The following is a 23,398-nucleotide window of genomic DNA, read 5'->3' as shown; positions in this document are numbered from 1 at the left end:
AAGTCCCCTGGCGGCTGGTAGCAAACGTTTGAACGCCGCTTCGGATCGTCATGCTTCGCAAAACCTACGACTGGGTCATGAGCCTGGCCGCTTCGCGTCACGCCCCAGCCAGCCTGGCGGCGGTATCGTTCGCCGAAAGCTCCTTCTTTCCCATCCCACCCGACGTCATGCTGGCGCCCATGGTGCTGGCCAGGCCCGAGCGGGCCTATGTTTACGCCACGATCTGCACGGTCGCCTCGGTGCTGGGCGGCATGTTCGGCTACATGATCGGCCACTTCCTGGGGCCGGTCGGCGAGTGGCTGCTGATGGTCACCGGCAATTCCGGCGGCCAGGCGGCGTTCCAGGCCTGGTTCGACCAGTGGGGCCTGTGGGTGATCCTTATCAAGGGCCTGACCCCGATCCCCTACAAGCTGGTGACGATCTCGGCGGGTCTGGCCGAGTTTTCGTTCTTCACCTTCGTCTGGGCCTCGGTGGTGACGCGGGGCGCGCGGTTCTTCCTCACCGCCACCCTGATCAAGTACTTTGGCCCGGCGGTGCGCGAAGAGGTGGAAAAGCGCCTGACGCTCTACACCGTCATCGGCGTGATCGTTCTGGTGGCGGGTTTCGCCGCGCTCAAGCTGCTGTAGAGCCGGCGGCGGTTTTAGGGTCATATCAGCGGCCATGAGCAGATTGCTGACCCCCTTCCTCGAACGCTGGCGGCTGACCGCGCTCGCGTCATCCCTATTGATGCTGGCCATCGCGCACGCCTTCGAGACATTCGGCGGCCTGGCTCCCTGTACGCTCTGCCTAAGGGCTCGGGAGGTCTATTGGGTCGCCGCGGCCGCGGCGCTGGCGGGCATGCTGGTGGTGCGGACGCAGAATGGCGCGCGTTTCCGCGCCGCGTTCAATGGCCTGCTGGCGGGGATCTTCGCCGTGGGCGTCGGGGTGGCGGTCTATCACGCCGGGGCGGAGTGGAAGTTCTGGCCGGGCCCCACCGCCTGCGCCAGCACCGGCGGCGCGGTCAGCGCCAGCGACATGGCCGCTCTACTGAACGGCGCCAAGATCAAGCCGCCGGCCTGCGATGAGGCCGCCTGGGTGTTCCTGGGGCTTTCGATGGCCGGGTGGAACGCCCTGGTGTCGCTGAAGCTCGCGATCCTCAGCCTGCTGGCGGTACGCCACGAACGGGCCAAGTCATGAGCGCCAAGCCGATCCCGCCCCGCCCCGGCGCCGGCGCCATGAGTGCGCGGCTGGCCGAGATCCTGCGGGTCGATCACGCGGGCGAGTTGGGCGCCGTCCACATCTATCGCGGCCAGCGCGCGGTGCTGGGCCAAGCCCCGGGCCATGAGCGGATCGCCGGTCAACTCGATGAGATGGAAGGCCACGAGGCCGTGCATCTGGCGCGGTTCGACAAACTGCTGACCGAGCGTGGCGTGCGGCCCACGGTCATGACCCCGCTGTGGCGAGTGGCGGGCTTCGCGCTCGGGGCGGGAACCGCCTTGCTGGGAGCGAAGGCCGCCCACGCCTGCACCGAGGCGGTCGAGACGGTGATCGAGGAACACTATGCCGGCCAGATCGCCGAACTGGCGGAGCGCGAGCCGGGCCTGGCGGCCGAGCTGTCCAAGTTCCGCGACGAGGAGCTGGCTCACCGCGACCAAGCCGTGGAGGAAGGCGCTCGCGACGCGCCAGGCTATCCGGTGCTGGCTGCGGTGATTCGGGCGGGATGCCGCGCCGCCATCAAGATCAGCGAGAAGCTGTGACCGAGGACGAGATCATCGCCCTGCGCCGCGGGTCGGAGACGCCGGTCAGGGCCACCGCGGCCGATCTCGCCGACGTGGCCGACGACCTGTCGGCCGCCTTCGCCACCGACCCGATGTTCGACTGGTTCATGCGCGCCGACGCCAGGCGCGACGCTGCGCGGCTGAGCCTGTTCAAGCGCCTGGTCGGCATGGCGCTGGCCGACGGCGAGGTGCTGCGGCCAGCGACCGGCGGCGCGGCCTCGATCTGGCTTCCGTCGGAGAGCCTGGGGCCGTCGTCCCTGGCCGACGAGCTTCGTGTGATCCCGACCATACTGGCGGCCTGCGGCTTCGCGCGGCTCTCGCGGATGGCGGCCATGCGCGCGGCCATGGACAAGAACCATCCCATGGATCGCCCCCATGCCTATCTGTGGTTCATCGGGGTGCGGCCGCAGGCTCAGGGTCACGGCGCCGGTTCGCGCCTGCTGGCCGCGGGCCTGGAGCGCGTCGATGCGGTGGGCCTGCCGGCCTATCTCGAGAGTTCCAGTCCGGCCAATGTCCCGCTCTATCGCCGGCACGGCTTCGAGGTGACCCAGGAGATCCAGCCCATGCCCGGGTCCCCAAAGCTGTGGGCCATGTGGCGCGATCCGAGCTGAGCCGGTGATCCTGCTCTATCTCGCCGTGATCAATGTCGCGGCCTTCGCGGCCATGGGCTGGGACAAGTCGTCGGCCCGGCGCGGCGTCGAACGCATTTCCGAGCGGACCCTGCTCACCCTGGCCGCGGCGGGCGGCAGCCTGGGCGCGGTCGCCGCCCAGCAGCTCTTCCGCCACAAGACCCGCAAGCAGCCGTTCGCAACTGGGCTCCCCGGGATCGTCGGCGTCCCGGAAACCGTCGGCCCCGCCATCACCGGGCGGGCGCCGGACTAGCCCCAAATTAAAACGCCGCCGGTAATGACCCGGCGGCGCTTCCCTTGGATCGCTAGATCAGGTCAGGCGAAGGCTTGCTTGCGACGCGCGCTGCGCACCATCGAGCCCGTCAGGCCGAAGCCCACGATCATCATCGCCCAGGTCGTCGGTTCCGGCACCGCCGACAGCTTCACCTCGTCGAGGAGGTTACCCTGTTGGTTGCTCGGGCCCATCTCCGTGAAGACCAGGCTGCCACCCGTGGTGGTGAAGGTGAACGCCTGGGCCGCGAAGCCCGCGCCGGACGCCAGGTTGATGGAGGTCGTCCAGTCGCCCAACGTGATCTTGGTGGTCTGGTTCGCCGCGCCGCGTTGATTGCCGGCGAGCAGGAAGGTCAGGGTGTAGGTGCCGGCGCCGAAGGACGAGATCGAGGTGATTTCGCCGGCCGGGTTCAGGCCGCTGCCCGAGCTGCCGTCCAGGTCGAGATAGCTGCCGTTGCCCGGCAGGAAGTCATAGGAGCCGCCGACGCCGATCAGGTCGACCGAGCTGGGCGGGCTCGTCGGAACGAAGACGGAGTCGCCGTTCCAGACCAGATCGTCGCCGGGGCCTTCGCCGTCGAAGTTGTCGTAGAGGACGACGGTGGCCGAGGCGCTGGAACCCCAGGCGGCGACGGCGAGCAGCGCGGCGGCTGCGATCGGTTTGAAGTTCATGTGACCCTCCGGAATGCGCGCGTCCACGCGCCATTCGTACCCCGGGTGTTAGCCTATCCCGTTAACCACGTTTAAGCATTGTGGCCACTTTGGGGCAATTGGATTCGACCCTGATTTCAAGAATCCCCCTTTAGTAGACAAGATCCCGTCTCAGAAGAACGTCTGTCGACCACCTTGAAATCTCAGTATCCCGACATTCAGATCCGTAGACGACGTAGGGCTGTCTCATGGGCTCCGGTATCGCCTGCCCGCTAGGCCTCCAGCTCGATGTCCCAGTAGAGGTAGTCCAGCCAACTCTGATGCAGGTGATGCGGCGGGAACTTGCGGCCGCGGTCCTGCAGCTCGTGGGCTGTTGGGCGCCTAGGCTTGTTGAATGGGTGCATATGGGCTTCGTGCGGAGTTCGCCCGCCCTTGTGCAGATTGCAGCGGGCGCAGGCGGTGACGATGTTCTCCCAGGTCGTGCGCCCCCCGCGCGAGCGGGGCACCACATGGTCGAAGGTCAGATCGTCGCCGGCGTGACAATACTGGCAGGTGAAGGCGTCGCGCAGGAACAGGTTGAACCGCGTGAAGGCCGGGGGCCGATCCTGTGGCACGTAGTGCTTCAGCGAGACCACGCTGGGCAGGCGCATGGCGAAGGAGGGGGAATGGACCTCGTGGTCGTAGGTGGAGACAACATCCACCCGATCGAGGAACACCGCCTTGATCACCTCCTGCCAGGGCCAGAGGGACAGCGGATAATAGCTGAGCGGCCGGAAGTCGGCGTTCAGCACGAGACAGGGCCAGCCATTCGGCGGGTGACTAAGCACCTGCATGGCTGATCCTCCGTCGGCGCGGATCCGCGCCTATGGCGTACGCGTAGAGACTGAAGACGGGCCCCCTTTCGCGATCTGGTCGTCCTCGAATCCCCGGACGGCGATTCTGGCGACCCACGAATTATAGGGGAGTTTTCGAGACAGCTCCATGACCAGGAGCACATCACCCCGTCACACGGCTTGGGGGATCAGGCCGTGGACGGGGCAGGATCGCAGGGCATTAGACGCCGACAACCGCGGTGGCGCCGGCCAGGCTCAGGCTGATCAGGACGAAGGCGACGGCGACGGTGGCGTCGAAGAAGCGGCCGAGGTTCGAGAGCGCAGTCATGGTTTCATTCCTCTTTTCAAATCTGGGATCCGGCTGCGCCGGCCCCGTGTCCATCTGGACAACGCTAAGATAGCTCTTATCTGAGCAATGTACAGATACATTTTACAATGTAAGGCATTCAAAAATGTATGAGTTGCGCCGGGCAACAAAAAGGGGGCCCGCGAGGGCCCCCTTCGATCTTTCGATCGGCTTGGAGGTTTAAGCGCCGAGCGCCATGGTGGCGGCGGCGACACCCAGACCCAGGGCCAGGAAGAACGCGGGGGCGATCCGGTCGAAGAGCCGTTCGAAGTTGGAGAGACCAGCGAGAGACATGACACACACCTTTCAGTTTGAACCCCGGGGGAGCGGGGGCGTTTCTTATTTGAACAATGCTAAGATAGCACCGATCTGAACGGCGTCAAGATGATCTTTACGCCGTCCAGATTCAGATTTAGAGTGACCGTGATGAGAGAAACTGTCGTCGCCGAAAACCGCCCCTATCACCACGGCGATCTACGCCGCGCGCTGATCGACGCGGCCCGCCGCCTGCTGGAGTCCGAAGGGCCCACGGCCCTTTCGCTGCGCGCCGTGGCGCGGGAGGCGGGGGTCAGTCCGGCCGCGCCCTATCATCACTTCAAGGACAAGGGTGAGCTGCTGGACGCCGTGGCGCACGAAGGCTGGGACATGCTGAACGCCCAGATGGCCAAGGCCAAGGCCGAGGCGACCACCATCCAGGATAAGCTGACCGGTCTGGGCGTGTCCTACGTCCGCTTCGCCCAGGCCAATCCGGCGCTCTACCGCGTGATGTACGACTCCTCGCGCGACAAGGAAGAGCTCCCCGACCACGCCCACATGGAAAACGACAGCGCCTATTGCCAGGTTCGGGACACCTTCATCGAGGCCGGCGCCGACGTGACCAACGAGATCGACCTGGAGTTGGCCACCAACGCGGCCTGGTGCGCCGCCCACGGCATGGCCGAGATGATCAGCTTCAAGATGTTCGATCACCTCAAGGTCGCTCTCGGCGGGGAGGAGGCCTTCATTCGCGCCACCTTCCAGCACCTCGGCATTTTCGCCGCCGCCCAGCCCCGCTAAGTCTCACGGGTGTTCAGCACCCGCTTCGCCCCCTCCCCCACCGGCCAGCTGCATCGCGGCCACGCCTTTTCGGCGCTCACCGCCCATCGGGCGGCGCGCGAGGCGGGCGGGCGTTTCGTCCTGCGGATCGAGGATATCGACGCCACCCGATGCCGGCCGCGGTTCGAGGCGGCGATCCTCGAGGACCTGGCCTGGCTGGGCCTGGACTGGGAAACCCCGGTCCGTCGGCAATCCGACCACCTTCAGGACTATCACGCCGCCCTGGAGGGCCTGACCGCGCGCGGCCTGACCTATCGCTGTTTCCGCACCCGCAGGGAGATCGCCGACGATATCGCCCGCGCCCCGCACGGCGCGATGGAGACCTGGCGCGGCGAACCGCTTTCCGCCGCCGAGGAGGCCGCGCGCCTGGCCAAGGGCGAGGCCTTCGCCTGGCGCCTGTCGCTGGACGCCGCCGAACAGGCCCTGGGCGGCTTCAAGACCCTGAGATTTTTCGAGGAAGGCCTTGGCCGCGAGGTTCAGGCCGATCCCACCTTGGGCGGCGATGTGGTCCTGGCGCGCAAGGATGTGGGCGTGGCCTATCATCTGGCCGTCGTCGTCGATGACGCCCTTCAGGCGATCAGCCATGTGATCCGCGGGATCGACCTCTTCGAGGCGACCCATGTCCAGCGGCTGCTCCAGGCCTTGCTGGACCTGCCCACCCCAGTCTATCGCCATCATGCCCTGTTGAGCGGACCGGACGGAAAGCGCTACGCCAAGCGCGACCGGGCCCAGACCTTGGCGGAGTTGAGGGCCAGCGGCATGACGCCGGTGGCGTTGCGGCGGGAGCTGGGCTTTGACTGAGGCGTCCGCCACGACCGACACCCGACACCTGAAGGCCCTGGCTGTGCTGGTGGCGGGCGCCGCGATCATCGGCGTGGGCCCGATCCTGGTACGCCTGGCCGACGCGGGTCCGGCCGCGGTGGGGTTCTGGCGCGTCGCCTTCGCCCTGCCCCTCCTCGCGCTCATGGTGCGGAAGACCGACGGGGGGCCCGGCGCCGCGCCACGGCTCGCCCTGCTGGCCGGCTTGGCCTTCGCCCTGGACCTGGCCTTCTGGCACTACGGCATCGCCTTCACCTCGGTGGCCAACGCCACGGTCTTGACCAACCTGACGCCCGTGGCGGTGACCGCCGTCGCCTGGGTCGTGTTCAAGCAGCGGCCCAGGAACCTGTTCGTGGCCGCGGTGGCCCTGGCGGTCGGCGGCGCCTGGCTGATGGCGGTCGGGCGCGGGGCCAACGCGCCTGGCGCCAATCCGCCTCTGGGCGACGCCTTCTCCCTGATGACGGCGGTCTGGTACGCGCTCTATTTCCTGGCGATCAGCGCGGCGCGCCAGACCGTGGGGGCCACCCGCATCATGTTCTGGTCAGGGGTGGCCAGCGCGCCGCTGCTGTTGATCGCGGCCCTACTGCTGGGCGAGGACCTGCTGCCGGCCAGCGCCGGAGGCTGGGCGGCCTGCGTGGCCCTGGGGCTCATGCACGTGGCGGGACAGGGCTCCATCGCCTGGGCGCTGGGACGCCTGCCGGCGGCCACCGCCTCCGTGGTGGTCCTGGTCCAACCTGTGGTCGCCGCCATACTGGGCTGGATGCTGTTCGCTGAAGCCCTGGGGCCCATCCAGGCTCTGGGCGCCGGCGTCGCGCTGGGCGGGGTCGTACTCGCCCAGATGGCCTCGCGACCGAAGACCTAGCCCAGTCCGTAGGCGAGACGGGCGACCTCGATGGCGTCGAGCTTGGCGTGGAACGGCGCCCAGTCGTCGCGGGCGTCGATGGCCGCCCAGATCGCCTCGATCTCGTCGTAGAGCAGCTCTTCGGGTTCCACCCGTGAGAAATAGTCCGCGGAAAGACGTTCGGGCCGATCCGGCTCATAGGCCTTCAGCAAACCCCGGAACTCGGCGAACCCTTCGTCGGCGTAGATGTCGGCCCGCGCGCTGGCCAGCGCCCGGTCCTCGCCGCCGAACCAGTCGAAGAAGAACGGCTCCCAGCGCAGCCGCTCGCCGCCCACCGAGATCGCGCGGAAGGCCTGATTTACCAGCGCCACGTCCTCATCGGCCGAGCGGCGCTTCAGCCCCAGCCGCGCCAGCATCGCCCGGGCCAGGGCCTCGCGATAGGCCGGGCCGACGCCGTTCAGCGCCTCGACCAGCGGCTCTTGGGGGCTGACCAGCGACAGGCCGCCGGCGAGCTGCTGCAGGTTCCAGAACACCGCCTCGGGCTGCCGGCCGAACGCGTAGAGCCCGGAGGAGTCGAAATATGCGGCGGTGAAGTTGGGGTCGTTCCGCGGCAAGAACCGGTAGGGGCCGTAATCGAAACTTTCGCCGGTGATGTTCATATTGTCGGTGTTAAGCACCCCGTGGACGAAGCCCGCCGCCATCCAGCGCGAGGCCAGGGTCGCCACCCGCTGGACCACCGCGCCCAGCAAGGCCGACCCCCGATCGGGCGCGTTCGCGAGCTCCGGATAGTAGAGCTCGACCACATGGTCGACGAGGGCGCCGATCCGCTCCGGCTTCTGGTGGAAGGCGTGGCGCTGGAAGCTGCCGAAGCGGACATGGCTGTGGGACAGGCGAACCAGCACCGAGGACCGCGTCGGGCTTGGCTCGTCGCCGCGCATCAGCGGCTCGCCGGTCTCGATCAGCGAGAAGGACTTCGAGGTCGGAACCCCCAAGGCCTCAAGCAGGGCCGTGGCCAGCACCTCGCGCACGCCGCCCTTGAGCGTCAACCGTCCATCGCCCTGGCGCGACCAGGGCGTCTGACCCGACCCCTTGGTCCCCAGCTCCAGGAGACGATCGGTCCCGACCTCGCGCATCTGGGCGAAGGAGAAGCCGCGGCCGTCCCCGAGGTCGGGGTTGTAAACGCGGAACTGATGGCCGTGATACCGCTGCGCCAGGGGCGTCTGAAGATTGCCCGGCAAGGGTTGAAAGCGCCCGAAGTGGGCGACCCACTCCTCGTCGGTCAGCGTTTCCAGGCCGACGCTCGCCGCGGCGCGATCGTTGCGGAAGCGCAGCAGGGTCATCGGGAAGTCCGCGGCGGTGGCCGGGTCGGCGAAATCGGGGCCCAGTTCCTGGACGCGCGGGTCGGGGCGGTAGGCCGGGGAAACGGGCATGGCGTCCAGATGACCCCGGCGGGCGCCGGCGGCAACCCCTCCGTGTCGAGTTCTGCTGACGAGCGGCCCGGGGCCATGCTAACCGAGCCGGATGGCGCGTAAACTCACCCTCGAATTCCTGAGGACCGAAACGGCCTCCGGCGTCATCCTGGCCAGCGCAGCCCTGGTGGCCATCCTGCTGGCCAACTCTCCGTGGTCGGAGAGCTATTTCGCCTTCATCCAACACCCGATCACCCTGCAGATCGGCGCCTTCGACGAGACCAAGTCGGTCCTGAAGTGGATCAAGGACGGGCTCATGGCGATCTTCTTCTTCGTCGTCGGCCTGGAAATCAAATACGAGATCCTCCGCGGCGAGCTGTCCAATCCGCGTCGCCTCGCCCTCCCGGTGCTGGCGGCGCTGGGCGGCATGGTGATTCCGGCGGCGATCTACCTGGCGTTCAATCTGGGCGTCGACGGCGCGGCCCAGGGTTGGCCGACCCCGGTCGCCACCGACATCGCCTTCGCCCTGGCCGCCCTGGCCGTGGCGGGGCCCAGGCTTCCCCCGGCCCTGCGCGTCTTCCTGCTGACCCTGGCCATCGCCGACGACCTGGGGGCCGTGGCCCTGATCGCCATCCTGTTCACCGCCAAGGTCAATCTCTACGCGCTGGGTGGCGCCGCGGCGGCCATCGCCCTAATGGCCCTGATGTCGCGCTGGAAGACCGCGCCCTACCTCTTCTACGCCGCCTGCTTCGCCCTGGCCTGGGCCTTCACCCTGAAGAGCGGGGTCAACACGTCCCTGGCTGGCGTCGCCGCGGCCATGACCATCCCCATCGACCCGCGCAAGCCTGGCCATGAGGGGCCACTCAAGCACTTCATGGAGAGCATTCACCCCTATGTCGCCTTCCTGATCCTGCCGCTGTTCGCCTTCGCCGCCGCCGGGTTTTCGTTTCAGGGGTTGTCGCTGGACGCCCTGTTTGGCCCGGTTCCGCTAGGCGTCGCGCTGGGTCTGTTCGTCGGCAAGCAGATTGGCGTGTTCGGGATCGGCGCGCTCGCCATCGGCCTGAAGATCGCCCGCCGTCCGACCGGCACGAAATGGCTGGAACTCTACGGCGTGTCGTTGCTGTGCGGCGTGGGCTTCACCATGAGCCTGTTCATCGGCGGGCTGGCCTTCGATCCGGGCGACATGGCCGCCCAGACCCAGGTGCGGATCGGCGTGGTGGTGGGGTCGGTGCTGTCGGCCCTGGTGGGGATGGCCGTCCTGGCGCTGGCCCAGCGGAGACGCGACGCCGAGACCTAGAGCAGCTCGCGCGCCCAACGCTCCTCGCCCCGGCGAGCGGCGACCACCGGCAGGTTGGCGAACCGTTCCACGCTTTCCACGGTCTGTTCGAAGTCCGGCGCATCCGGATCGGGGCTCTGGCTGATCACCACCGCGTGCAGCGGGATGCCGAAGCCTTGCAGCGCGGCGATGGCGGTCAGGGTGTGGCTGATCGCCCCCAGATAGGACCCGCCGACCAGGACCGCCGGCAGCCCCGCCTCCGCATGCAGATGGGCGCACAGCCCATCCTCGGCGATGGGCGACATGACCCCGCCGGCGCCTTCCAAGATCTTGAAGTCTGCCTGGGTGTCGGCCAGGAACGGCGCGCAGGCCTCCACCACCTCGGCATAAGCCAGGGTCCTCCCCTCCGCCCTGGCGGCCATGGGCGGGGAAAGCGGCGCGCGGAACCTCAAGGGCGAGACGGCGTCCAGCAACGCCTCGGTCGGCGCGAGGCCCAGGGCCCGCAGCAGCCGCCCCGGGTCGCTCTCGGCCCAGTCGTTGGGGTCGAACCCGCTGACCACGGGCTTCAGCACGCCGACCCGCCGGCCCTGCGCCACAGCCGCGCGGATCAGGGCGCAGGCCACATAGGTCTTACCCACATCGGTGTGGGCGCCGGTGATGGACAGGCCGCGCATGGTCAGGCTCCGATCAACGGACGGATGGCGTCGGCCAAGCGATCGACCTCGGCGTCGGGATGGCCGGCGGTGAAAGCCAGGCGCAGGCGGGCGGTCCCGGCGGGCACGGTTGGCGGCCGGATGGCGATGGCGAGGAACCCCTGCGCCTCCAGCGCGGCGGCGGCGGCCAGGGCGGCGTCGGCCGCGCCGATCACGATGGGAACCACGGCGCTGGTCGCCGCGGGCAGGTTGAGCGCGCGGGTGAATCGCCGGGCCTTGGTCAAGGGGGCGGCCACCCGCTCGGGCTCAGCGGCGATGATATCGAGCGCGCAGAGGGCAGCGGCGGCGTTCGCGGGCGGCAGACCGGTCGAATAGACCAGGGTCCGGGCGCGGGTCTTCAGCAGGTCGACCACCGGGGCGCTGCCGCAGACATAGGCCCCGTAGCCGCCGATGGCCTTGGACAGGGTGCCCATGGCGAGGTCCACCCGCGCGGTCGGGAACATGGCGGTCGTGCCTCGACCACCTCCCACCACCCCCAGGCCGTGGGCGTCGTCGACCAGCAGCCAGGCCTCGTGCGCCTCGGTCAACACGCTGATCTGGTCCAGCGGCGCGAGGTCCCCGTCCATGGAGAACACGCCGTCGGTGGCGATCAACGCACGCGCCGCTCGCCCCCGAAATTCCACGAGCTTGGCCGCGAGATCGGTCATGTCGTTGTGCCGGAAGGCGACCACCGCGGCGCCCGAAAGTTGCGACCCGGCCCAGATGCAGGCGTGGGCCAGTTCGTCGACCAAGATCAGATCTCCGGCCCCCATGATGGTCGGGATGACGCCGCTGTTGGCCAGGTAACCCGAGCCGAACACGCAGGCCGCCTCATAGCCCTTCAACGCCGCCAGCCGGTCTTCCAGCTCGGTCAGCAGCGGATGGTCGCCGGTCACCAGGCGCGAGGCCCCCGCCCCGACACCGTGTTCCTCCACCGCGCGGATCGCGGCGGCCTTCACCGCCGGATGGTGCGAGAGGTTGAGATAGTCGTTGCAGGAGAACGACAACAGCCGCCGCCCTCCGCGTTGGACCCACAAACCATCCAGGCGGTGGGTTGGGACCAGGGTCCGGCGTAGGCTGCGCACCTCTAGGGCGGCGAGTTTGTCTGCGGCGAAGGCGGTGAGACTGTCGGTCATGCGGCGTGCGGTATGCACGAGGTTGGGCCTGGGCTAAAGCCGCCCACGATGACAATTCCCCCCGATTGGCTCACCCAGGGCGCGGCCCACGTCTGGCGCCCCTACTGTCAGATGAAGACCGCCCCGCCGCCCCTGGCCGTCGCGCGGACGGAAGGCGCCCGGATCGTCCTCGAGGACGGCCGCGAGTTGGTGGACGGCATCGCCTCGTGGTGGACGGCCTGCCACGGCTACAACCATCCGCACATCCGCGCGGCGGTGACCGCCCAGCTCGAACGCGCGCCGCACGTGATGTTCGGCGGCCTGGCCCATGAACCGGCCTATCGGCTGGCGGCGCGCCTGGCAAAGCTGCTGCCCGGCGACCTGGACCATGTGTTCTTCGCCGAGAGCGGCTCGGTGGCCGTCGAGATCGCCATGAAGATGGCGCTGCAGTTCTGGATCAACCGGGGCGTGGCGGGCCGCACGCGGTTCCTGAGCTTCCTCGGCGGCTATCACGGCGACACCCTGGCCACGATGACCATCTGTGACCCCGATGAGGGGATGCACGGGCTGTTCGCCGGGGTCATGCCCGCCCAGCACATCGCCGCCCTGCCGACCGACGCGGCCTCCGAGGCCGCGCTGGAGGCTCTGCTCACCGCGCAGGGCGCGGAGATCGCGGCCATCATCGTCGAGCCCCGCGTCCAGGGCGCCGGCGGCATGCTGTTCCACGACGATGCGGTGCTGCGGACCCTGCGCCGCCTGGCTGACAAGCACGGCGTCCTGCTGATCTTCGACGAGATCTTCGTGGGCTTTGGCCGCACCGGCGATCTCTTCGCCTGCGAGGGCTCAGGCGTGGTGCCCGATATCGTCACCCTGTCGAAGGCGCTGACCGGCGGGACCCTGCCCTTGTCGGCGGCGATCGCACGGCGGCCGGTGTTCGACGCCTTCTGGTCCGACGATCCGGGCGCGGCCCTGATGCATGGCCCGACCTACATGGGCAACCCGCTGGCCTGCGCGGCGGCCAACGCCAGCCTCGACCTCTTCGAGACCGGCGCCTGGAAGGCTGACGTCGTTCGCATTCAGGCCGGGTTGGCCCAGGGGCTGGAGCCCTGCCGCCAGGCGCCCGGCGTCGTCGACGTCCGCACCTACGGCGCCATCGGGGTGGTGGAGTTCGCCGAACCGGTCGCGGTCGGCGCGCTCTGCACGCGCTTCGTCGAGCTCGGCTGCTGGATCCGCCCCATGGGCAAGGTCATCTACCTGACCCCGCCGTTCGTGACCTCCGACGAGGAGCTGGCGCGGCTGACCGGAGCCATTCGCGACGTTGTCGGCGCCTGAGCCGCGGAAACGCCTATTTGGCCTTGCCGGCGCCCAGGTCTATCCCGGCGTCCTTGAAGAGGGCTTCAATACTTGCGCTATCGACGTGGTCCCCGAGGCGCGCCATGCCAGCCGCCACCTTGGGATTGCCCATTAGTCCGCGCATCGCGACCTCGCCGAGCACCTTGAATGCGGCCTCCAGCGTCGAAGGGCCTTCGTACTTGAGTGCGTCGATGGATGCTGTCCGGCAATCCACAGTCACCAGCCGTTGCATGAGTTGGGCCGCTGTCTTGGTGGCGGCGTCTCGCTGGACCTCGGTCATACTGGAATAGGCCTGCACGCTCGGGTGCGATCCCATGGCGGCGAACACCCAGATGACCAGCGCCTCCTGATCGCTGTCGCTTGCCGACCTGACCAAGCACTTGGCCAAATCATCGGTATAAACCCCGGCCCGCGCCAAGGACGCCGGCGCCCAGAGCGCCAGAATCAACATCATCGCCGCCGCGGCTCGAATCATCGCCAATCCCCCTCAACTCAGCCGAGCGTATTGGCGGAGATGCCACCTCACAAGGCGCCGCCTAGCCCAGCGCCGCCTTCAGCGCCGCCACCGTCTCCTTGGTCGCCACGTCCACGGCCGGCGACACGTCGCCCATGCTGTAGAAGTCGTGGACCATGTCCTTGTACTCGACGTGCTGGGCCTGCACTCCGGCGGCGTTGAGGCGCGCGGCGTAGTCGCGGCCCTCGTCCTTCAGCGGATCGTAGCCCGCGGTGATCACCAGGGCCGGCGGGGTTCCAGCCAAGTCAGCCTTCGCGCCCAGGTTGGCGCGATGCCCCTGAGGGTGGCCGGCGGCGGCCAGGCATTTGTCGAACCAGGCGATGGCCGCCCGGGTCAGGATCGGACCGTCCAGATCCTTGCGCGACTGGGTCTCCTCATCCGGCCAGATGCCGGGATAGAGCAAGAGCTGGAAGGCGAGCTTGCGCTTGGGATCATGCTTCATGTCGATGGAGATCGAGGCCGCCAGGTTGCCCCCCGCCGAACAGCCGCCGACAGCGATGCGCGTCGGATCGAAGCCGATCTCCGCGGCGTGGTCGAAGGCCCACTCCGTCGCCGCCAAGCAGTCGTCATGCCCAGCCGGGAATGGGTGCTCGGGCGCCAGCCGGTAGTCGACCGCCAGAACCCGATAGCCGGAATAGGCCGCCAGCCGGCGGCAGTGGCCGTCATGGGTTTCCAGGTCGCCGATGGCGAACCCGCCGCCGTGGAAATAGACGAGGCCTGGCGTGGTCGCGGCCGCTCCGGCCGGCACGTAGAGCCGCGCGCCGATCGGGCCATTCCCGCCGTCGACCTTGATGTCGGTTGTCGTCACGTCCTTGGGGGCGTTCAGGTTCTGGGCCTGGCGCTGCATGCGGTAGCCGGCGCGGATCATTTCCGGCGGCAGGGCGTCCAGGGGCGGCATCTCCTGGCCCGCCGCGGCGGCGGCCTGTTCGTCGATCATCGCCTTGAAGTGGGGGTCCATGGGAAAGCCTTCCTTGAAAACTCAGCCGACGTTGCGCGTCCGGCCCTGCCAATAGGGATCGCGCAGTTCGCGACGCAGCACCTTGCCCGAAGGGTTGCGCGGCAGGACCGCCACATAGTCCACGGATTTCGGCGACTTGAAGCCGGCGATCTGGCCGCGGCAGTGTTCGATGACCGAGGCCGTGTCGGCCTCGGCGCCGGGACGCAGGACGATGATGGCCTTCACCGCCTCGCCCCAGCGCTCGTCCGGCACGCCGATCACGGCGGCGTCGGCCACGTGGGGATGACCCATCAGCACGTTCTCCACCTCGGCCGGATAGATGTTCTCGCCGCCGGAGACGATCATGTCTTTCACCCTGTCGTGGATGAACAGGTAGCCGTCGGCGTCGAAGAACCCGGCGTCGCCGCTCTTGAACCATCCTTCAGGGCAGATCGCCTCGGCGGTGGCTTCGGGACGGTTCCAATAGCCCTTCATGATCCCGGCCGATCGGATCTCGATCTCGCCGACCTCGCCGGTTTCGGCGTCGCGCCCGTCGAGACGCACGCGGATTTCGTAGCCCGGCGTCGGCTTGCCACAGGCTCGCAGCTTGCCCAGGGCCGGATCGTGCGCCTCGGGCGGTAGGTAGGTTCCGCCGCCAATGGTCTCCGTCAGGCCGTAGAGCTGCATGAAGTCGGAGTTGAAACGCGCTTGAGCGCGGGTCAGCACCTCCTCGGAGATCGGCGAGGCGCCGTAATAGATGTGCCGCAGGCTGGAGAGATCGGCCTCGCCCTGGGCCGGGTGCTGCAGCACCATGTTGATGATCGCCGGCGCCATGAAGGCGTGCTTGATCCGGTGCGCCTCGATCATCTTCAGCAACAGGCCGATATCGACCTCGCGCATCACCACCGTGCGGGCGCCCTGCAGCAGGGACAGCATGCCCAGATTGGCGCCGGCCACGTGGAACAGGGGCATGGCGACCAGCACCCCGTCGTCCGCGTCGAACTGGCCCCAGACCTGGGTCGCGCCCTCGAAGCAGGCCTTGTAGTTGGTTTCCGTGAGTTGGACGCCTTTCGGAAGGCCCGTGGTGCCTGAGGTGTAGAGTTGGATGACATCGTCGTCGGCTACGGCCGCGAGGCCGGGATCGGTGGCCGGCTGGGCGGCGATCCAGGCGCGGAAGTCGGGTCCGAACTGTATGACCTTGGCCAGGTCGGGCAGGTCCAGGCCCGCGATGGTCTCGGCGTAGTCGGGGCCGACCACCATCAGCCGGCACCCGGCGTCCTTGAGGATGAAGGCGATCTCCGGCGGCGCCAGGCGCCAGTTGACCGGCGTCAGGCAGGCGCGGGCCTTCAGGCAGCCGAACCACAGGACGAAGAACTCGGCGTTGCCCTTGGAAAGCGTCCCCACCCGGTCGCCGGGCTGGACGCCCGCCGCCAACAGAGCCTGGGCGCATTGCGAGGACAGGGCGTCGAACTGGGCGTAGCTGATCGCCTCGCCCTCGAACCACAGGGCCTGGGCGTCGGGCCGGATCACCGCGTGACGGCGTGCGACGTCGGCGACGCAATTGAGGTCCATCAATCCTCCCACCTCTACGCCCCGCCCCGTTCGACGTGACGTCACAAAGATGCTCCCCCGCTGGGGAAGCTGTCGCCGCTAGGCGACCGAGGGGGACTTCGAATCCTTCTGTGGGCTTCAGCCCCCTCCGTCTCGCCGCCGAATAGGGCGACGAGCCACCTCCCCCAGATCGCGCTGGGGGAGGAGCCAGACCGATATTACTCCGCGGCGACCTTCGGCGCGTAGCCGAGCATCGCCTTGGTTTCAAGGAACTCGTGGAAGGCGTAGTCGCCCCACTCGCGCCCGTTGCCGCTCATCTTGTAGCCGCCGAAGGGGGCCATCATGTCGCCGCCGCCGCCGTTGATCGACACCTGGCCGGCGCGCAGCTTCGATGCCACCTGCCGGGCCTTGTCGAGATCGGCGCCGTTCACATAGGCGGCCAAGCCGTATTCGGTGTCGTTGCCGACATCGATGGCCTGTTCGAGATTGTCATAGCCAAGGATCGACAGCACGGGGCCGAAGATCTCTTCCTTGGCGATGGTCATCTCATTGGTGACGTTGGCGAAGACCGTGGGCTTCACATAATAGCCCTTGTCCAGGCCATCCGGGCGGCCGACGCCGCCGGCGACCAGGGTCGCGCCCTCGTCGATGCCGGCCTGAATCAGCTTCTGGATCTTGTTGAACTGAACTTCGGAGACCACCGGGCCGAGTTGGGAATTGCCGTTCGGATCGCCGACGGTGACGGTCGAAACCGCCTCGCGGGCCGCCGTGATCGCCTCGTCCATGCGGCCCTTGGGGACCAGCATGCGGGTCGGGGCGTTACAGGACTGACCGGAGTTGGTCATCATGGTCGCCACGCCGCGAGCCACGCCCTTGGCGAGCACGTCGTCGTCCAGAATGATGTTCGGGCTCTTGCCGCCCAATTCCTGGGCCACGCGCTTGACCGTCGGGGCGGCGTTCTTGGCCACTTCGATGCCGGCGCGGGTCGACCCGGTGAAGGACACCATGTCGACTTCCGGGTGGCTGGAGAGCGGCACGCCCACGCCCAGGCCGTCGCCGTGCACCAGGTTGAACACGCCAGCGGGCACGCCGGCGGCATGCATGATCTCGGCGAAGATCTGACCCGAGAAGGGAGCCACTTCCGAGGGCTTGAGCACCATGGTGCAGCCTGTCGCGATGGCCGGGGCCACCTTGCAGACGATCTGGTTCAGCGGCCAGTTCCAGGGCGTGATGAAGCCGCAGACGCCGATCGGTTCCTTGACCAGCATGGTCGGGCCGCGGTCTTCCTCGAACTTGAAGGTCTTGAGCACTTCCACGGCGGTGGCCAGGTGACCCATGCCGATCGGCACCTGGGCGCGTTGCGCCAGCGACGCCGGGGCGCCCATTTCCTCGGTGACAGCCGTGGCCAGGTCGCCGAAGCGCTTTTGATACTCCGCCAGGATACGGCCCAGGACGTCCAGGCGCTCCTCGCGGGTGGTTTGCGACCAGGCCGGGAAGGCCTTGCGCGCGGCCTTGACCGCGGCGTCGACGTCGGCGGCGCCGCCCAGGGCGATCTTGCCGCAGACTTCTTCATTGGCCGGGTTGATGACGTCGAGCGTCTTCAGCTCCACCGGCTCGACCCACTTCCCGTCGATATAGAACTTAAGGTACTCGCGCATGACGTCCTCCCGGATCGTTCGTTGATGGTCGCGCCGGCAGGCCGGCTTCAAACAAGCATTTTAGTGATCGGCGATCACTGTGGAAGCCCCAATCCCGGCTTCCTTAAGGGAAATCGAGTTCGGGGCCTTGGCCTACGCCATCTGGTGGATGTGCGGCTGTCCCGCAACCGGACTCTTGGCCTTCAGCACATAGTCGGCCCGAATTGAGCCGATATAGAGGTCGAGCAGGTCTGGCCCGCCCCAAGTGACGTTGGTCGGATGGTTCACGATCTCGCCCGTCGGGTCGTGGATGACGGTGACCACCTCGCCGGAAGGCGTGATCGCCACCACCTTGTCGGCGCCCGGCAGGCAGACCCAGAGGTTTCCCTCAGCGTCCATGCCGACGCCGTCGGTATAGCCGAGGTCGGCCTGGGCCACCTGGGGTCCGCCGGGTTCCTGCAGCTGGCCCAACTTCGGGCCATGGCGTTCGCCAGGACCCAGCGCGCCGTCGGGCGACACAGCGAACCGCATCACGTCGGCGCCGCTGGTTTGGGCGCAGAACAGGAAGCCGTCGTCGGCCGACAGCGCCAGGCCGTTGGGGAACTTCAGGCCCTCAGCGACGATGTCGCTCGATCCGTCCGGGCGCAGGACGAAGATGAAGCCGTCGGTCCGCCCGTCCAGGGCCTGGGGCCATGTCTCGGCATGGGTGGAGTTGGCGCACCAGATGTTCCCCGCCCGGTCCACCACCGGATAGTTGGCGCTGGTCAGCCGCTTGCCGCCCACCTCGGCCAGCAGGGTCTCGCGCAGGCCGGTGGCCGGATCGAACCGCTCCAGCGGTCCTTCCTGCCGGTCGTAGATGCCGAAATTGGCGATCAGCACCCGGCCTTGGCGATCCAGATTGATCCCATTGGGCGCGCCGTTCCGGGGACCTAGTCGCTTGAACGACCCGTCGGCGAAGATCTCAGCCACCGCGCACTGGTGATCCGAGGCGAATACGCGGCCGTCTCGGGACACCACCACGTCCTCCGGCCGGTCGATGCCGACCGCGATCTTCGTGAAGGCGCTGGGCGCTATGGGGGTCAGCGGCATGGCGTTTCCTCAGGCGTTTCTTTTGACCCTGGCCCGTCGGCGCGGTCCCGCGCAAGGTCACTCTTCGCGCGCAGATAAATCTTGGGTCCGGCTTTCTTCGTGGCTAGAAGCGCCCTTCAACTTGGAGCCGACACATGATCCGCATCCGTCATCTGGCGCTGGTCGGCGCCGCCCTGCTGATCGCGCCGGCCTCGGCGTCGGCCCAGGCCTCCGGCGTGAACCCAGGCCAGTGGGAGATCGCGGTGACCATCAACGCGGTCAACGGCGGACCGCCGATGGTGGCCAAGATGATGACCGGCAAGACCATCAAGGTGAAGCACTGCATCAGTCCCGAAGAGGCCGCGCGCGGTCCGCAGGACATGCTGAAGAGCGACAAGTCCTGCACCTTCAACAAGTACTCCATGTCGAACGGCAAGATGAACTCCGACATGACTTGCCGGCAGGGGGACACCACGACCCACACGATCAGCAGCGGGACCTTCACGCCGACCGGCTTCACGGCCGCCGGCCGCGCGACCATGACCGGCGCCATGCCGATGACCATGACCAGCACCAGCGTCGGCCGCCGCCTGGGCGACTGCCGCAAATAGCCACCCTTGCGGAGCACACCCCGCGCCGCTAAAGCCCGACCAACACTTTCGGAGTCCCCCATGACCGCGATCCTGATGGTCCTCGCCTTTCTCGTCGTTATCGGCGCGCTGAACGTCTTCGAGTTCGGCCGGCTCGACTAAGATCACCTCGACCGACACCAAGCGCGGCGCGGCCCTGGTCACCGGCGGGGCGCGGCGGATCGGTCGAGCCCTGGTGCTGGCCTGCGCCGACGCAGGCTTTGACGTCGCCATCCATGTCCGGGCCGTCGACGACGACGCCCAGGCCGCCGCCGCCGACGTGCGCGCCCGCGGCCGCAAGGCCTCCATCCACACCTGCGACCTGCGCCAGGAGGCGGCGACCGCTCCCCTGGTCGCAGAGGCCGAGGGCGAGCTCGGCCCCATCACTCTGTTGGTCAACTGCGCCTCGGTGTTCGAGGACGACAGCTTCACCTCCATGAACCGCGCCTCCTGGGACGCCCACCTGGAGACCAATCTGCGCGCGCCGATGGTGCTGGCCCAGGCCTTCGCCCGACGTCTGCCCGCCGATCGCACAGGTCAGATCGTCAACGTTCTGGACCAGCGCGTGCTGGCGCCGACGCCCGACTTCTTCAGTTACTCGCTCTCCAAGAGCGCGCTCTGGGCCGCGACCCAGATGCTGGCCAAGGGCCTGGCCCCACGCATCCGGGTGAACGGGATCGGCCCCGGCCCGGTGTTGCCCTCGATCCACCAACAGGGTGACGACTTCGAGCGCGAGGTCGAGGCCACCCTGCTCCAACGCGCCGTCGATCCGTCCGAGATCGGCCAGGCCTTGCGCTACCTGATTGACGCCACATCAGTGACCGGCCAGATGATCGCCGTCGACGCCGGCCAGCACCTGACCTGAAGGACAAGACCTTGGCCCTTTCGCCGCTCCAGGAGACGCCTGCCGAACCCATCGCCGCGCCGCAAGGCCGTACAGTCATGACGAAGATCTTCGTCACCGGCCTGAAGATCGACGCCGAGATCGGCGTCTACGCCCACGAGAAGGGCCGCGCCCAGCCCCTCGTGGTGGACGTGGAGCTGGACGTCCCCGCCGTCGGCGTCGAGCGCCTGGCCGACACGGTCAACTACGAGATGATCGGCGAGCACGCCCGCGCCATCGCCGCCGAAGGGCACATCCAACTCGTCGAGGCCTTCGCCGAGCGCCTGGCCCGCGCCTGCCTTTCCGACCCCCGGGTCATGCGCGCCCGGGTGCGGGTGGAAAAGCCCCTGGCGCTCGCGCCGCACGCCATGGCCGCGGGCGTGGAGATCACCGTCGTCCGAGGCTAGGCGAGTGGCGGTCAGCCACAGCGCCAGGCTCTCCCCCATCCAACCCGAGACGGTCTGGACTCTGGAGGACGACTGCGTCGTCGAGCGGCGCGGCGGCCATCTGCGGCGCTTCCCGCTGGCGGACCTGAAGGGTGTCCGGCGCGGCGAGCGCGGAGCGATCCTGCTGTTCGGCCGCCGCCGGCTGACGATCCCGGCCCTCAGCTACGAGGGGCTGCGGCCGCAGGACCGGTCGGCCAGCTTCGAGACGTTCATGGCCGCCGTGAGCGGCGACGCCCCCGTGCGCCGACCGCCTGCCTTTGGCGCGGCGCCGGTCTACTGGATCATTGGCCTGATGGCGCTGGGCGCGGCGGCGCTGCTGGGCTTCGCGGCCCTGGGCGGCGCCTGGACACTGGGCGTGGCTCTGGCGTCGCGGCTGATCTTCGTGCTGATTCTAGCCGCGGCCGTCCTACCGTGGCTTGACCGCGGGCGCGGATGAACAAGAATTAAAGTGGCGCGGGGCTCGAGAAGGCCCACATATTCCTCAGCAACCCAACGAGGAGACCAAATTGAGCCACACCGAAACCACCGTCAGCACGACCGAAGACCGCACCCTTCCCGCTGTCGTCTATGGTCTGTACCTGCTGGGCCTGGTGAACGGGCTCACGATTCTGGTCGGCCTGGTGATCGCCTACATGAACCGCGACACCGCCAGCCCGAACATGGCCTCGCACTATCGCTTCCAGATCCGGACATTCTGGCTCGCCCTGGTGGCCAGCATGATCCTCGGCGTCATGACCGCGATCGGCGTGGTGCTGTCGTTCATCCTGATCGGCATTCCGATCCTGCTGCTGGCCGGACTGCTCTGGTGCGTCCTCGGCATCTGGTTCGCCGTGCGCTGCGTCGTGGGCCTGATCCACCTGTCCAACGGCGACGCCTACCCGCGCCCTGACGCCCTGCTGGCCTAAGGCGCCATGAAAAAGGCCGCCGGTCCTCGCGGATCGGCGGCCCAATTCGTCACTTGCGACCCCTAGGCGGGGACGAGTTCCCGCCGCACCATTCGCGCGTAATCGTCCATTAGGCCCAGCGAGAGCGCGCCCGGCGTGAACGTGTATTCGCCGATCTCGGCGACTGGGGTCACTTCGGCGGCCGTGCCCACCACGAAGCATTCCGTGAAGCTCGAGAGCTCCTCCGGACGGATGTGGCGCTCGATCACCGTGACGCCCCTGGCCTTGGCCAGAGCGATCACCGACTGGCGGGTGATGCCGTTGAGGAAGCAGTCGGGCGTCGGGGTGTGCAGCACGCCGTCCTGCACGAAGAACACGTTCGAACCGGTGCTCTCGGCGATGTAGCCCCGGTAGTCGAGCATCATGGCGTCGGTGTAACCCGCCTTCTCCGCGGCGTGCTTGGAGATGGTGCAGATCATGTAGAGGCCAGTGGCCTTGGCGTGGACCGGCTCGGTCTCCGGCGAGGGGCGCTTGTACTTGGCCCAGCACATCCGGATGCCCTTGGCGCGCTCCTCGGGCTTGAAATAGCTGGGCCAGTCCCACACCGCGATCGCCACGTGGATCTTGGTGTTCTGGGCGCTGACCCCGATCATTTCCGAGCCCCGCCAGGCGATGGGCCGCAGATAGGCGTCGGTGAGGCCGTTCTTGGCGCAGGTGTCCTTGCAGGCCTGATCGATCTCGGCCACCGTGAACGGGATTTCGAAATCGAGGATCTCCGCCGAATGGAACAGGCGCTGCGTGTGTTCCGTGAGCTTGTAGATCTCTCCCCCGTACATCCGCTCGCCTTCGAACACCGCCGAGGCGTAATGGAGGCCGTGGGTCAATACGTGCACCGTCGCCTCGCGCCAGGGCACGAACTGGCCGTCCAGCCAGATCCATCCGTCGCGGTCGTCAAAGGGCACGAGAGACATGAGGGAGAGTCCTCCTTTCAATACCGGCCCCTTACAGACTCCCGCGCTTCGCAGGTCAAACAAAATGGGCTTTGGACTTGATGGCCGCCGCCGATCCTAGGCTAATCCTGCGCGACGAAGAGCTGGATGCGGGGCTTGAGCTGATGTTGCTGGCCGAAGCTTCGTTGTGGGCCGGCGTCGACGCCGGGCTGGAGGCGGAGGCCCTGGGCCTGGGCCGCTCCCACTGGCGCGCGGCCTTCCTGCTGAGGCGGCGTCCCGGCGTCGGGGTGCAGGAGTTGGCGCATCTCACCAGCCTGTCGAAGCAGGCCGCCAGCCGCATCCTCAGCGACCTCGAGGCCAAGGGCCTGGCTGAAAAAGCCTCGGGCGACCTGGATGGGCGACGGCGCACGGCGATCCTGACGGCCGCCGGCCAACTCTTCGAGGGCCGGATCGCCGAACGGCTGCGGACTCAGCTCGCGCGGTCCTATCGCACCGGCGGGCTGGATGGGGTGGCCGGCGCCCGGCGCATCCTGGGCGCCCTGGCCGGCGGCCGCACGAAACCCAGCGGAGGCGGGATTTGACCGACATCCAGGACAGGCATCTGCTGGTGGTCGACGACGACGACCGCATCCGCGATCTGCTGAAGGAGTTCCTGGCCCGCAACGGGTTTCGGGTCACCGCGGCGCCGGGCGGCGCGGCGGCGCGGCGATTGATGGAGACCCTCGACTTCGACCTGGCGGTGTTCGACGTGATGATGCCGGGGGAGGACGGGTTCTCCCTGACCAAATGGCTGCGGGACCGCAAGGGCGCGGCGGG

28 protein-coding genes are annotated in these 23,398 nt (G+C 68.0%); 17 read left to right on the top strand and 11 right to left on the bottom strand.

Features of this window, described 5'->3' with window-relative positions:
• Positions 1–50: 50 nt before the first annotated feature.
• The 5 genes from RMO04_RS08110 to RMO04_RS08090 are packed head-to-tail and all read left to right on the top strand — an operon-like array spanning position 51 to position 2,639.
• A complete protein-coding gene (locus RMO04_RS08110; RefSeq protein WP_309644277.1) occupies positions 51–626 on the top strand; it encodes a YqaA family protein in 576 nt (191 codons plus the stop codon).
• A gap of 34 nt (positions 627–660) precedes the next feature.
• Positions 661–1,176 carry a disulfide bond formation protein B gene (locus RMO04_RS08105; protein WP_309644276.1) on the top strand — a complete coding sequence of 172 codons (516 nt, stop codon included), beginning with the start codon at positions 661–663 and terminating at the stop codon, positions 1,174–1,176.
• Positions 1,173–1,736, top strand: coding sequence for a demethoxyubiquinone hydroxylase family protein (locus tag RMO04_RS08100; RefSeq protein ID WP_309644275.1), 564 nt, complete (start codon positions 1,173–1,175; stop codon positions 1,734–1,736). The genes RMO04_RS08105 and RMO04_RS08100 overlap by 4 nt, the downstream gene beginning before the upstream one ends.
• A complete protein-coding gene (locus tag RMO04_RS08095; protein WP_309644274.1) occupies positions 1,733–2,368 on the top strand; it encodes a GNAT family N-acetyltransferase in 636 nt (211 codons plus the stop codon). Before RMO04_RS08100 ends, RMO04_RS08095 begins: the two co-directional genes overlap by 4 nt.
• A gap of 4 nt (positions 2,369–2,372) precedes the next feature.
• Positions 2,373–2,639 carry a DUF1294 domain-containing protein gene (locus tag RMO04_RS08090; RefSeq protein ID WP_309644273.1) on the top strand — a complete coding sequence of 89 codons (267 nt, stop codon included), beginning with the start codon at positions 2,373–2,375 and terminating at the stop codon, positions 2,637–2,639.
• A gap of 62 nt (positions 2,640–2,701) precedes the next feature.
• Here the strand turns inward: RMO04_RS08090 and RMO04_RS08085 are convergent, their stop codons facing one another.
• Both RMO04_RS08085 and RMO04_RS08080 read right to left on the bottom strand, forming a co-directional pair.
• Complete coding sequence (locus RMO04_RS08085) at positions 2,702–3,325, bottom strand: PEPxxWA-CTERM sorting domain-containing protein (RefSeq protein WP_309644272.1); 624 nt, start codon at positions 3,323–3,325, stop codon at positions 2,702–2,704.
• A 251-nt stretch (positions 3,326–3,576) separates the two neighbouring features.
• On the bottom strand, positions 3,577–4,137 hold the full coding sequence (locus RMO04_RS08080) for an HNH endonuclease (protein WP_309644271.1): 561 nt from the start codon (positions 4,135–4,137) through the stop codon (positions 3,577–3,579).
• Positions 4,138–4,909: 772 nt separating this feature from the next.
• Between RMO04_RS08080 and RMO04_RS08075 the strand changes: the two genes are divergently transcribed.
• Genes RMO04_RS08075 through RMO04_RS08065 form a run of 3 tightly spaced genes read left to right on the top strand, consistent with a single transcriptional unit; the run spans position 4,910 to position 7,259 of the window.
• Positions 4,910–5,539 (top strand): TetR/AcrR family transcriptional regulator, encoded by a 630-nt coding sequence (locus tag RMO04_RS08075; RefSeq protein ID WP_309644270.1) that lies wholly within the window; start codon positions 4,910–4,912, stop codon positions 5,537–5,539.
• Between the two features lie 9 nt (positions 5,540–5,548).
• Positions 5,549–6,379 (top strand): tRNA glutamyl-Q(34) synthetase GluQRS, encoded by an 831-nt coding sequence (gene gluQRS / locus RMO04_RS08070; protein WP_309644269.1) that lies wholly within the window; start codon positions 5,549–5,551, stop codon positions 6,377–6,379.
• Positions 6,372–7,259 (top strand): DMT family transporter, encoded by an 888-nt coding sequence (locus tag RMO04_RS08065; protein ID WP_309644268.1) that lies wholly within the window; start codon positions 6,372–6,374, stop codon positions 7,257–7,259. The genes gluQRS and RMO04_RS08065 overlap by 8 nt, the downstream gene beginning before the upstream one ends.
• On the opposite strand, the gene RMO04_RS08060 is transcribed toward RMO04_RS08065, so the two are convergent.
• Positions 7,256–8,668, bottom strand: coding sequence for a protein adenylyltransferase SelO family protein (locus tag RMO04_RS08060; protein WP_309644267.1), 1,413 nt, complete (start codon positions 8,666–8,668; stop codon positions 7,256–7,258). The two genes, RMO04_RS08065 and RMO04_RS08060, sit on opposite strands and share 4 nt — an antisense overlap.
• A 91-nt stretch (positions 8,669–8,759) precedes the next feature.
• Between RMO04_RS08060 and nhaA the strand changes: the two genes are divergently transcribed.
• Complete coding sequence (nhaA, locus tag RMO04_RS08055) at positions 8,760–9,944, top strand: Na+/H+ antiporter NhaA (protein ID WP_309644266.1); 1,185 nt, start codon at positions 8,760–8,762, stop codon at positions 9,942–9,944.
• Here the strand turns inward: nhaA and bioD are convergent.
• Both bioD and bioF read right to left on the bottom strand, forming a co-directional pair.
• Positions 9,941–10,597 carry a dethiobiotin synthase gene (gene bioD, locus RMO04_RS08050; RefSeq protein WP_309644265.1) on the bottom strand — a complete coding sequence of 219 codons (657 nt, stop codon included), beginning with the start codon at positions 10,595–10,597 and terminating at the stop codon, positions 9,941–9,943. The genes nhaA and bioD overlap by 4 nt on opposite strands.
• A 2-nt stretch (positions 10,598–10,599) precedes the next feature.
• On the bottom strand, positions 10,600–11,751 hold the full coding sequence (gene bioF / locus RMO04_RS08045; RefSeq protein WP_309644264.1) for an 8-amino-7-oxononanoate synthase: 1,152 nt from the start codon (positions 11,749–11,751) through the stop codon (positions 10,600–10,602).
• A gap of 48 nt (positions 11,752–11,799) precedes the next feature.
• Here bioF and RMO04_RS08040 point away from each other — a divergent pair, with 48 nt between their 5' ends.
• Entirely contained in the window at positions 11,800–13,062 is a 1,263-nt protein-coding gene (locus RMO04_RS08040; RefSeq protein WP_309644263.1) for an adenosylmethionine--8-amino-7-oxononanoate transaminase, read from the top strand.
• A 13-nt stretch (positions 13,063–13,075) separates the two neighbouring features.
• Here RMO04_RS08040 and RMO04_RS08035 read toward each other — a convergent pair whose 3' ends face one another.
• The 5 genes from RMO04_RS08035 to RMO04_RS08015 all read right to left on the bottom strand — a co-directional run bounded on the left by RMO04_RS08035 (position 13,076) and on the right by RMO04_RS08015 (position 18,811).
• Positions 13,076–13,558, bottom strand: coding sequence for a hypothetical protein (locus tag RMO04_RS08035; protein ID WP_309644262.1), 483 nt, complete (start codon positions 13,556–13,558; stop codon positions 13,076–13,078).
• Between the two features lie 61 nt (positions 13,559–13,619).
• Entirely contained in the window at positions 13,620–14,555 is a 936-nt protein-coding gene (locus tag RMO04_RS08030) for an alpha/beta hydrolase (protein WP_309644261.1), read from the bottom strand.
• 21 nt (positions 14,556–14,576) lie between these two features.
• Positions 14,577–16,106: a long-chain-fatty-acid--CoA ligase gene (locus RMO04_RS08025; RefSeq protein WP_309644260.1), complete on the bottom strand. Its 1,530-nt coding sequence runs from the start codon at positions 16,104–16,106 to the stop codon at positions 14,577–14,579.
• Between the two features lie 197 nt (positions 16,107–16,303).
• The gene (locus tag RMO04_RS08020) at positions 16,304–17,743 is read right to left on the bottom strand and encodes an aldehyde dehydrogenase family protein (RefSeq protein ID WP_309644259.1); all 1,440 of its coding nucleotides are present in this window, start codon (positions 17,741–17,743) and stop codon (positions 16,304–16,306) included.
• Between the two features lie 132 nt (positions 17,744–17,875).
• On the bottom strand, positions 17,876–18,811 hold the full coding sequence (locus tag RMO04_RS08015; protein ID WP_309644258.1) for an SMP-30/gluconolactonase/LRE family protein: 936 nt from the start codon (positions 18,809–18,811) through the stop codon (positions 17,876–17,878).
• Positions 18,812–18,945: 134 nt separating this feature from the next.
• On the opposite strand from RMO04_RS08015, the gene RMO04_RS08010 reads away from it, so the two are divergent.
• The 5 genes from RMO04_RS08010 (at position 18,946) to RMO04_RS07990 (ending at position 21,653) form a co-directional block, all read left to right on the top strand.
• A complete protein-coding gene (locus RMO04_RS08010; RefSeq protein ID WP_309644257.1) occupies positions 18,946–19,401 on the top strand; it encodes a DUF3617 domain-containing protein in 456 nt (151 codons plus the stop codon).
• Positions 19,402–19,543: 142 nt separating this feature from the next.
• Positions 19,544–20,284, top strand: a complete 741-nt coding sequence (locus RMO04_RS08005; RefSeq protein WP_309644285.1) for an SDR family oxidoreductase — start codon at positions 19,544–19,546, stop codon at positions 20,282–20,284.
• 11 nt (positions 20,285–20,295) lie between these two features.
• Entirely contained in the window at positions 20,296–20,709 is a 414-nt protein-coding gene (folB, locus tag RMO04_RS08000; protein WP_309644256.1) for a dihydroneopterin aldolase, read from the top strand.
• Between the two features lie 4 nt (positions 20,710–20,713).
• Positions 20,714–21,184, top strand: a complete 471-nt coding sequence (locus RMO04_RS07995; protein ID WP_309644255.1) for a hypothetical protein — start codon at positions 20,714–20,716, stop codon at positions 21,182–21,184.
• Positions 21,185–21,254: 70 nt separating this feature from the next.
• Positions 21,255–21,653, top strand: a complete 399-nt coding sequence (locus RMO04_RS07990; RefSeq protein ID WP_309644254.1) for a hypothetical protein — start codon at positions 21,255–21,257, stop codon at positions 21,651–21,653.
• 62 nt (positions 21,654–21,715) lie between these two features.
• Here RMO04_RS07990 and RMO04_RS07985 read toward each other — a convergent pair whose 3' ends face one another.
• Positions 21,716–22,603, bottom strand: coding sequence for a branched-chain amino acid aminotransferase (locus tag RMO04_RS07985; protein ID WP_309644253.1), 888 nt, complete (start codon positions 22,601–22,603; stop codon positions 21,716–21,718).
• Between the two features lie 80 nt (positions 22,604–22,683).
• Between RMO04_RS07985 and RMO04_RS07980 the strand changes: the two genes are divergently transcribed.
• Complete coding sequence (locus RMO04_RS07980; protein ID WP_309644252.1) at positions 22,684–23,163, top strand: MarR family transcriptional regulator; 480 nt, start codon at positions 22,684–22,686, stop codon at positions 23,161–23,163.
• A partial coding sequence (locus tag RMO04_RS07975; protein ID WP_309644251.1) for a response regulator occupies positions 23,160–23,398 on the top strand: 239 nt, incomplete at its 3' end. The genes RMO04_RS07980 and RMO04_RS07975, both read left to right, overlap by 4 nt.

The organism is Phenylobacterium sp. (assembly GCF_031412415.1).
Taxonomy (GTDB): domain Bacteria; phylum Pseudomonadota; class Alphaproteobacteria; order Caulobacterales; family Caulobacteraceae; genus Phenylobacterium.
The sequence above is the reverse complement of the archived record's forward strand: the minus strand, read 5'-3'. Positions and strand labels throughout refer to the sequence as shown.

What these genes read in the sequence shown, in the direction of transcription:
- RMO04_RS08025 (WP_309644260.1), bottom strand. Translation starts at nt 16,106, where the DNA reads ATGGACCTCAATTGCGTCGCCGACGTCGCACGCCGTCACGCGGTGATC.
- RMO04_RS07985 (WP_309644253.1), bottom strand. Translation starts at nt 22,603, where the DNA reads ATGTCTCTCGTGCCCTTTGACGACCGCGACGGATGGATCTGGCTGGAC.
- RMO04_RS08085 (WP_309644272.1), bottom strand. Translation starts at nt 3,325, where the DNA reads ATGAACTTCAAACCGATCGCAGCCGCCGCGCTGCTCGCCGTCGCCGCC.
- RMO04_RS08075 (WP_309644270.1), top strand. Translation starts at nt 4,910, where the DNA reads ATGAGAGAAACTGTCGTCGCCGAAAACCGCCCCTATCACCACGGCGAT.
- nhaA (WP_309644266.1), top strand. Translation starts at nt 8,760, where the DNA reads ATGGCGCGTAAACTCACCCTCGAATTCCTGAGGACCGAAACGGCCTCC.
- RMO04_RS08030 (WP_309644261.1), bottom strand. Translation starts at nt 14,555, where the DNA reads ATGGACCCCCACTTCAAGGCGATGATCGACGAACAGGCCGCCGCCGCG.
- RMO04_RS08060 (WP_309644267.1), bottom strand. Translation starts at nt 8,668, where the DNA reads ATGCCCGTTTCCCCGGCCTACCGCCCCGACCCGCGCGTCCAGGAACTG.
- bioF (WP_309644264.1), bottom strand. Translation starts at nt 11,751, where the DNA reads ATGACCGACAGTCTCACCGCCTTCGCCGCAGACAAACTCGCCGCCCTA.
- RMO04_RS08020 (WP_309644259.1), bottom strand. Translation starts at nt 17,743, where the DNA reads ATGCGCGAGTACCTTAAGTTCTATATCGACGGGAAGTGGGTCGAGCCG.
- RMO04_RS08035 (WP_309644262.1), bottom strand. Translation starts at nt 13,558, where the DNA reads ATGATTCGAGCCGCGGCGGCGATGATGTTGATTCTGGCGCTCTGGGCG.
- RMO04_RS08100 (WP_309644275.1), top strand. Translation starts at nt 1,173, where the DNA reads ATGAGCGCCAAGCCGATCCCGCCCCGCCCCGGCGCCGGCGCCATGAGT.
- RMO04_RS08010 (WP_309644257.1), top strand. Translation starts at nt 18,946, where the DNA reads ATGATCCGCATCCGTCATCTGGCGCTGGTCGGCGCCGCCCTGCTGATC.
- bioD (WP_309644265.1), bottom strand. Translation starts at nt 10,597, where the DNA reads ATGCGCGGCCTGTCCATCACCGGCGCCCACACCGATGTGGGTAAGACC.
- RMO04_RS08105 (WP_309644276.1), top strand. Translation starts at nt 661, where the DNA reads ATGAGCAGATTGCTGACCCCCTTCCTCGAACGCTGGCGGCTGACCGCG.
- RMO04_RS08040 (WP_309644263.1), top strand. Translation starts at nt 11,800, where the DNA reads ATGACAATTCCCCCCGATTGGCTCACCCAGGGCGCGGCCCACGTCTGG.
- RMO04_RS08080 (WP_309644271.1), bottom strand. Translation starts at nt 4,137, where the DNA reads ATGCAGGTGCTTAGTCACCCGCCGAATGGCTGGCCCTGTCTCGTGCTG.
- RMO04_RS07980 (WP_309644252.1), top strand. Translation starts at nt 22,684, where the DNA reads ATGGCCGCCGCCGATCCTAGGCTAATCCTGCGCGACGAAGAGCTGGAT.
- RMO04_RS08015 (WP_309644258.1), bottom strand. Translation starts at nt 18,811, where the DNA reads ATGCCGCTGACCCCCATAGCGCCCAGCGCCTTCACGAAGATCGCGGTC.
- RMO04_RS08110 (WP_309644277.1), top strand. Translation starts at nt 51, where the DNA reads ATGCTTCGCAAAACCTACGACTGGGTCATGAGCCTGGCCGCTTCGCGT.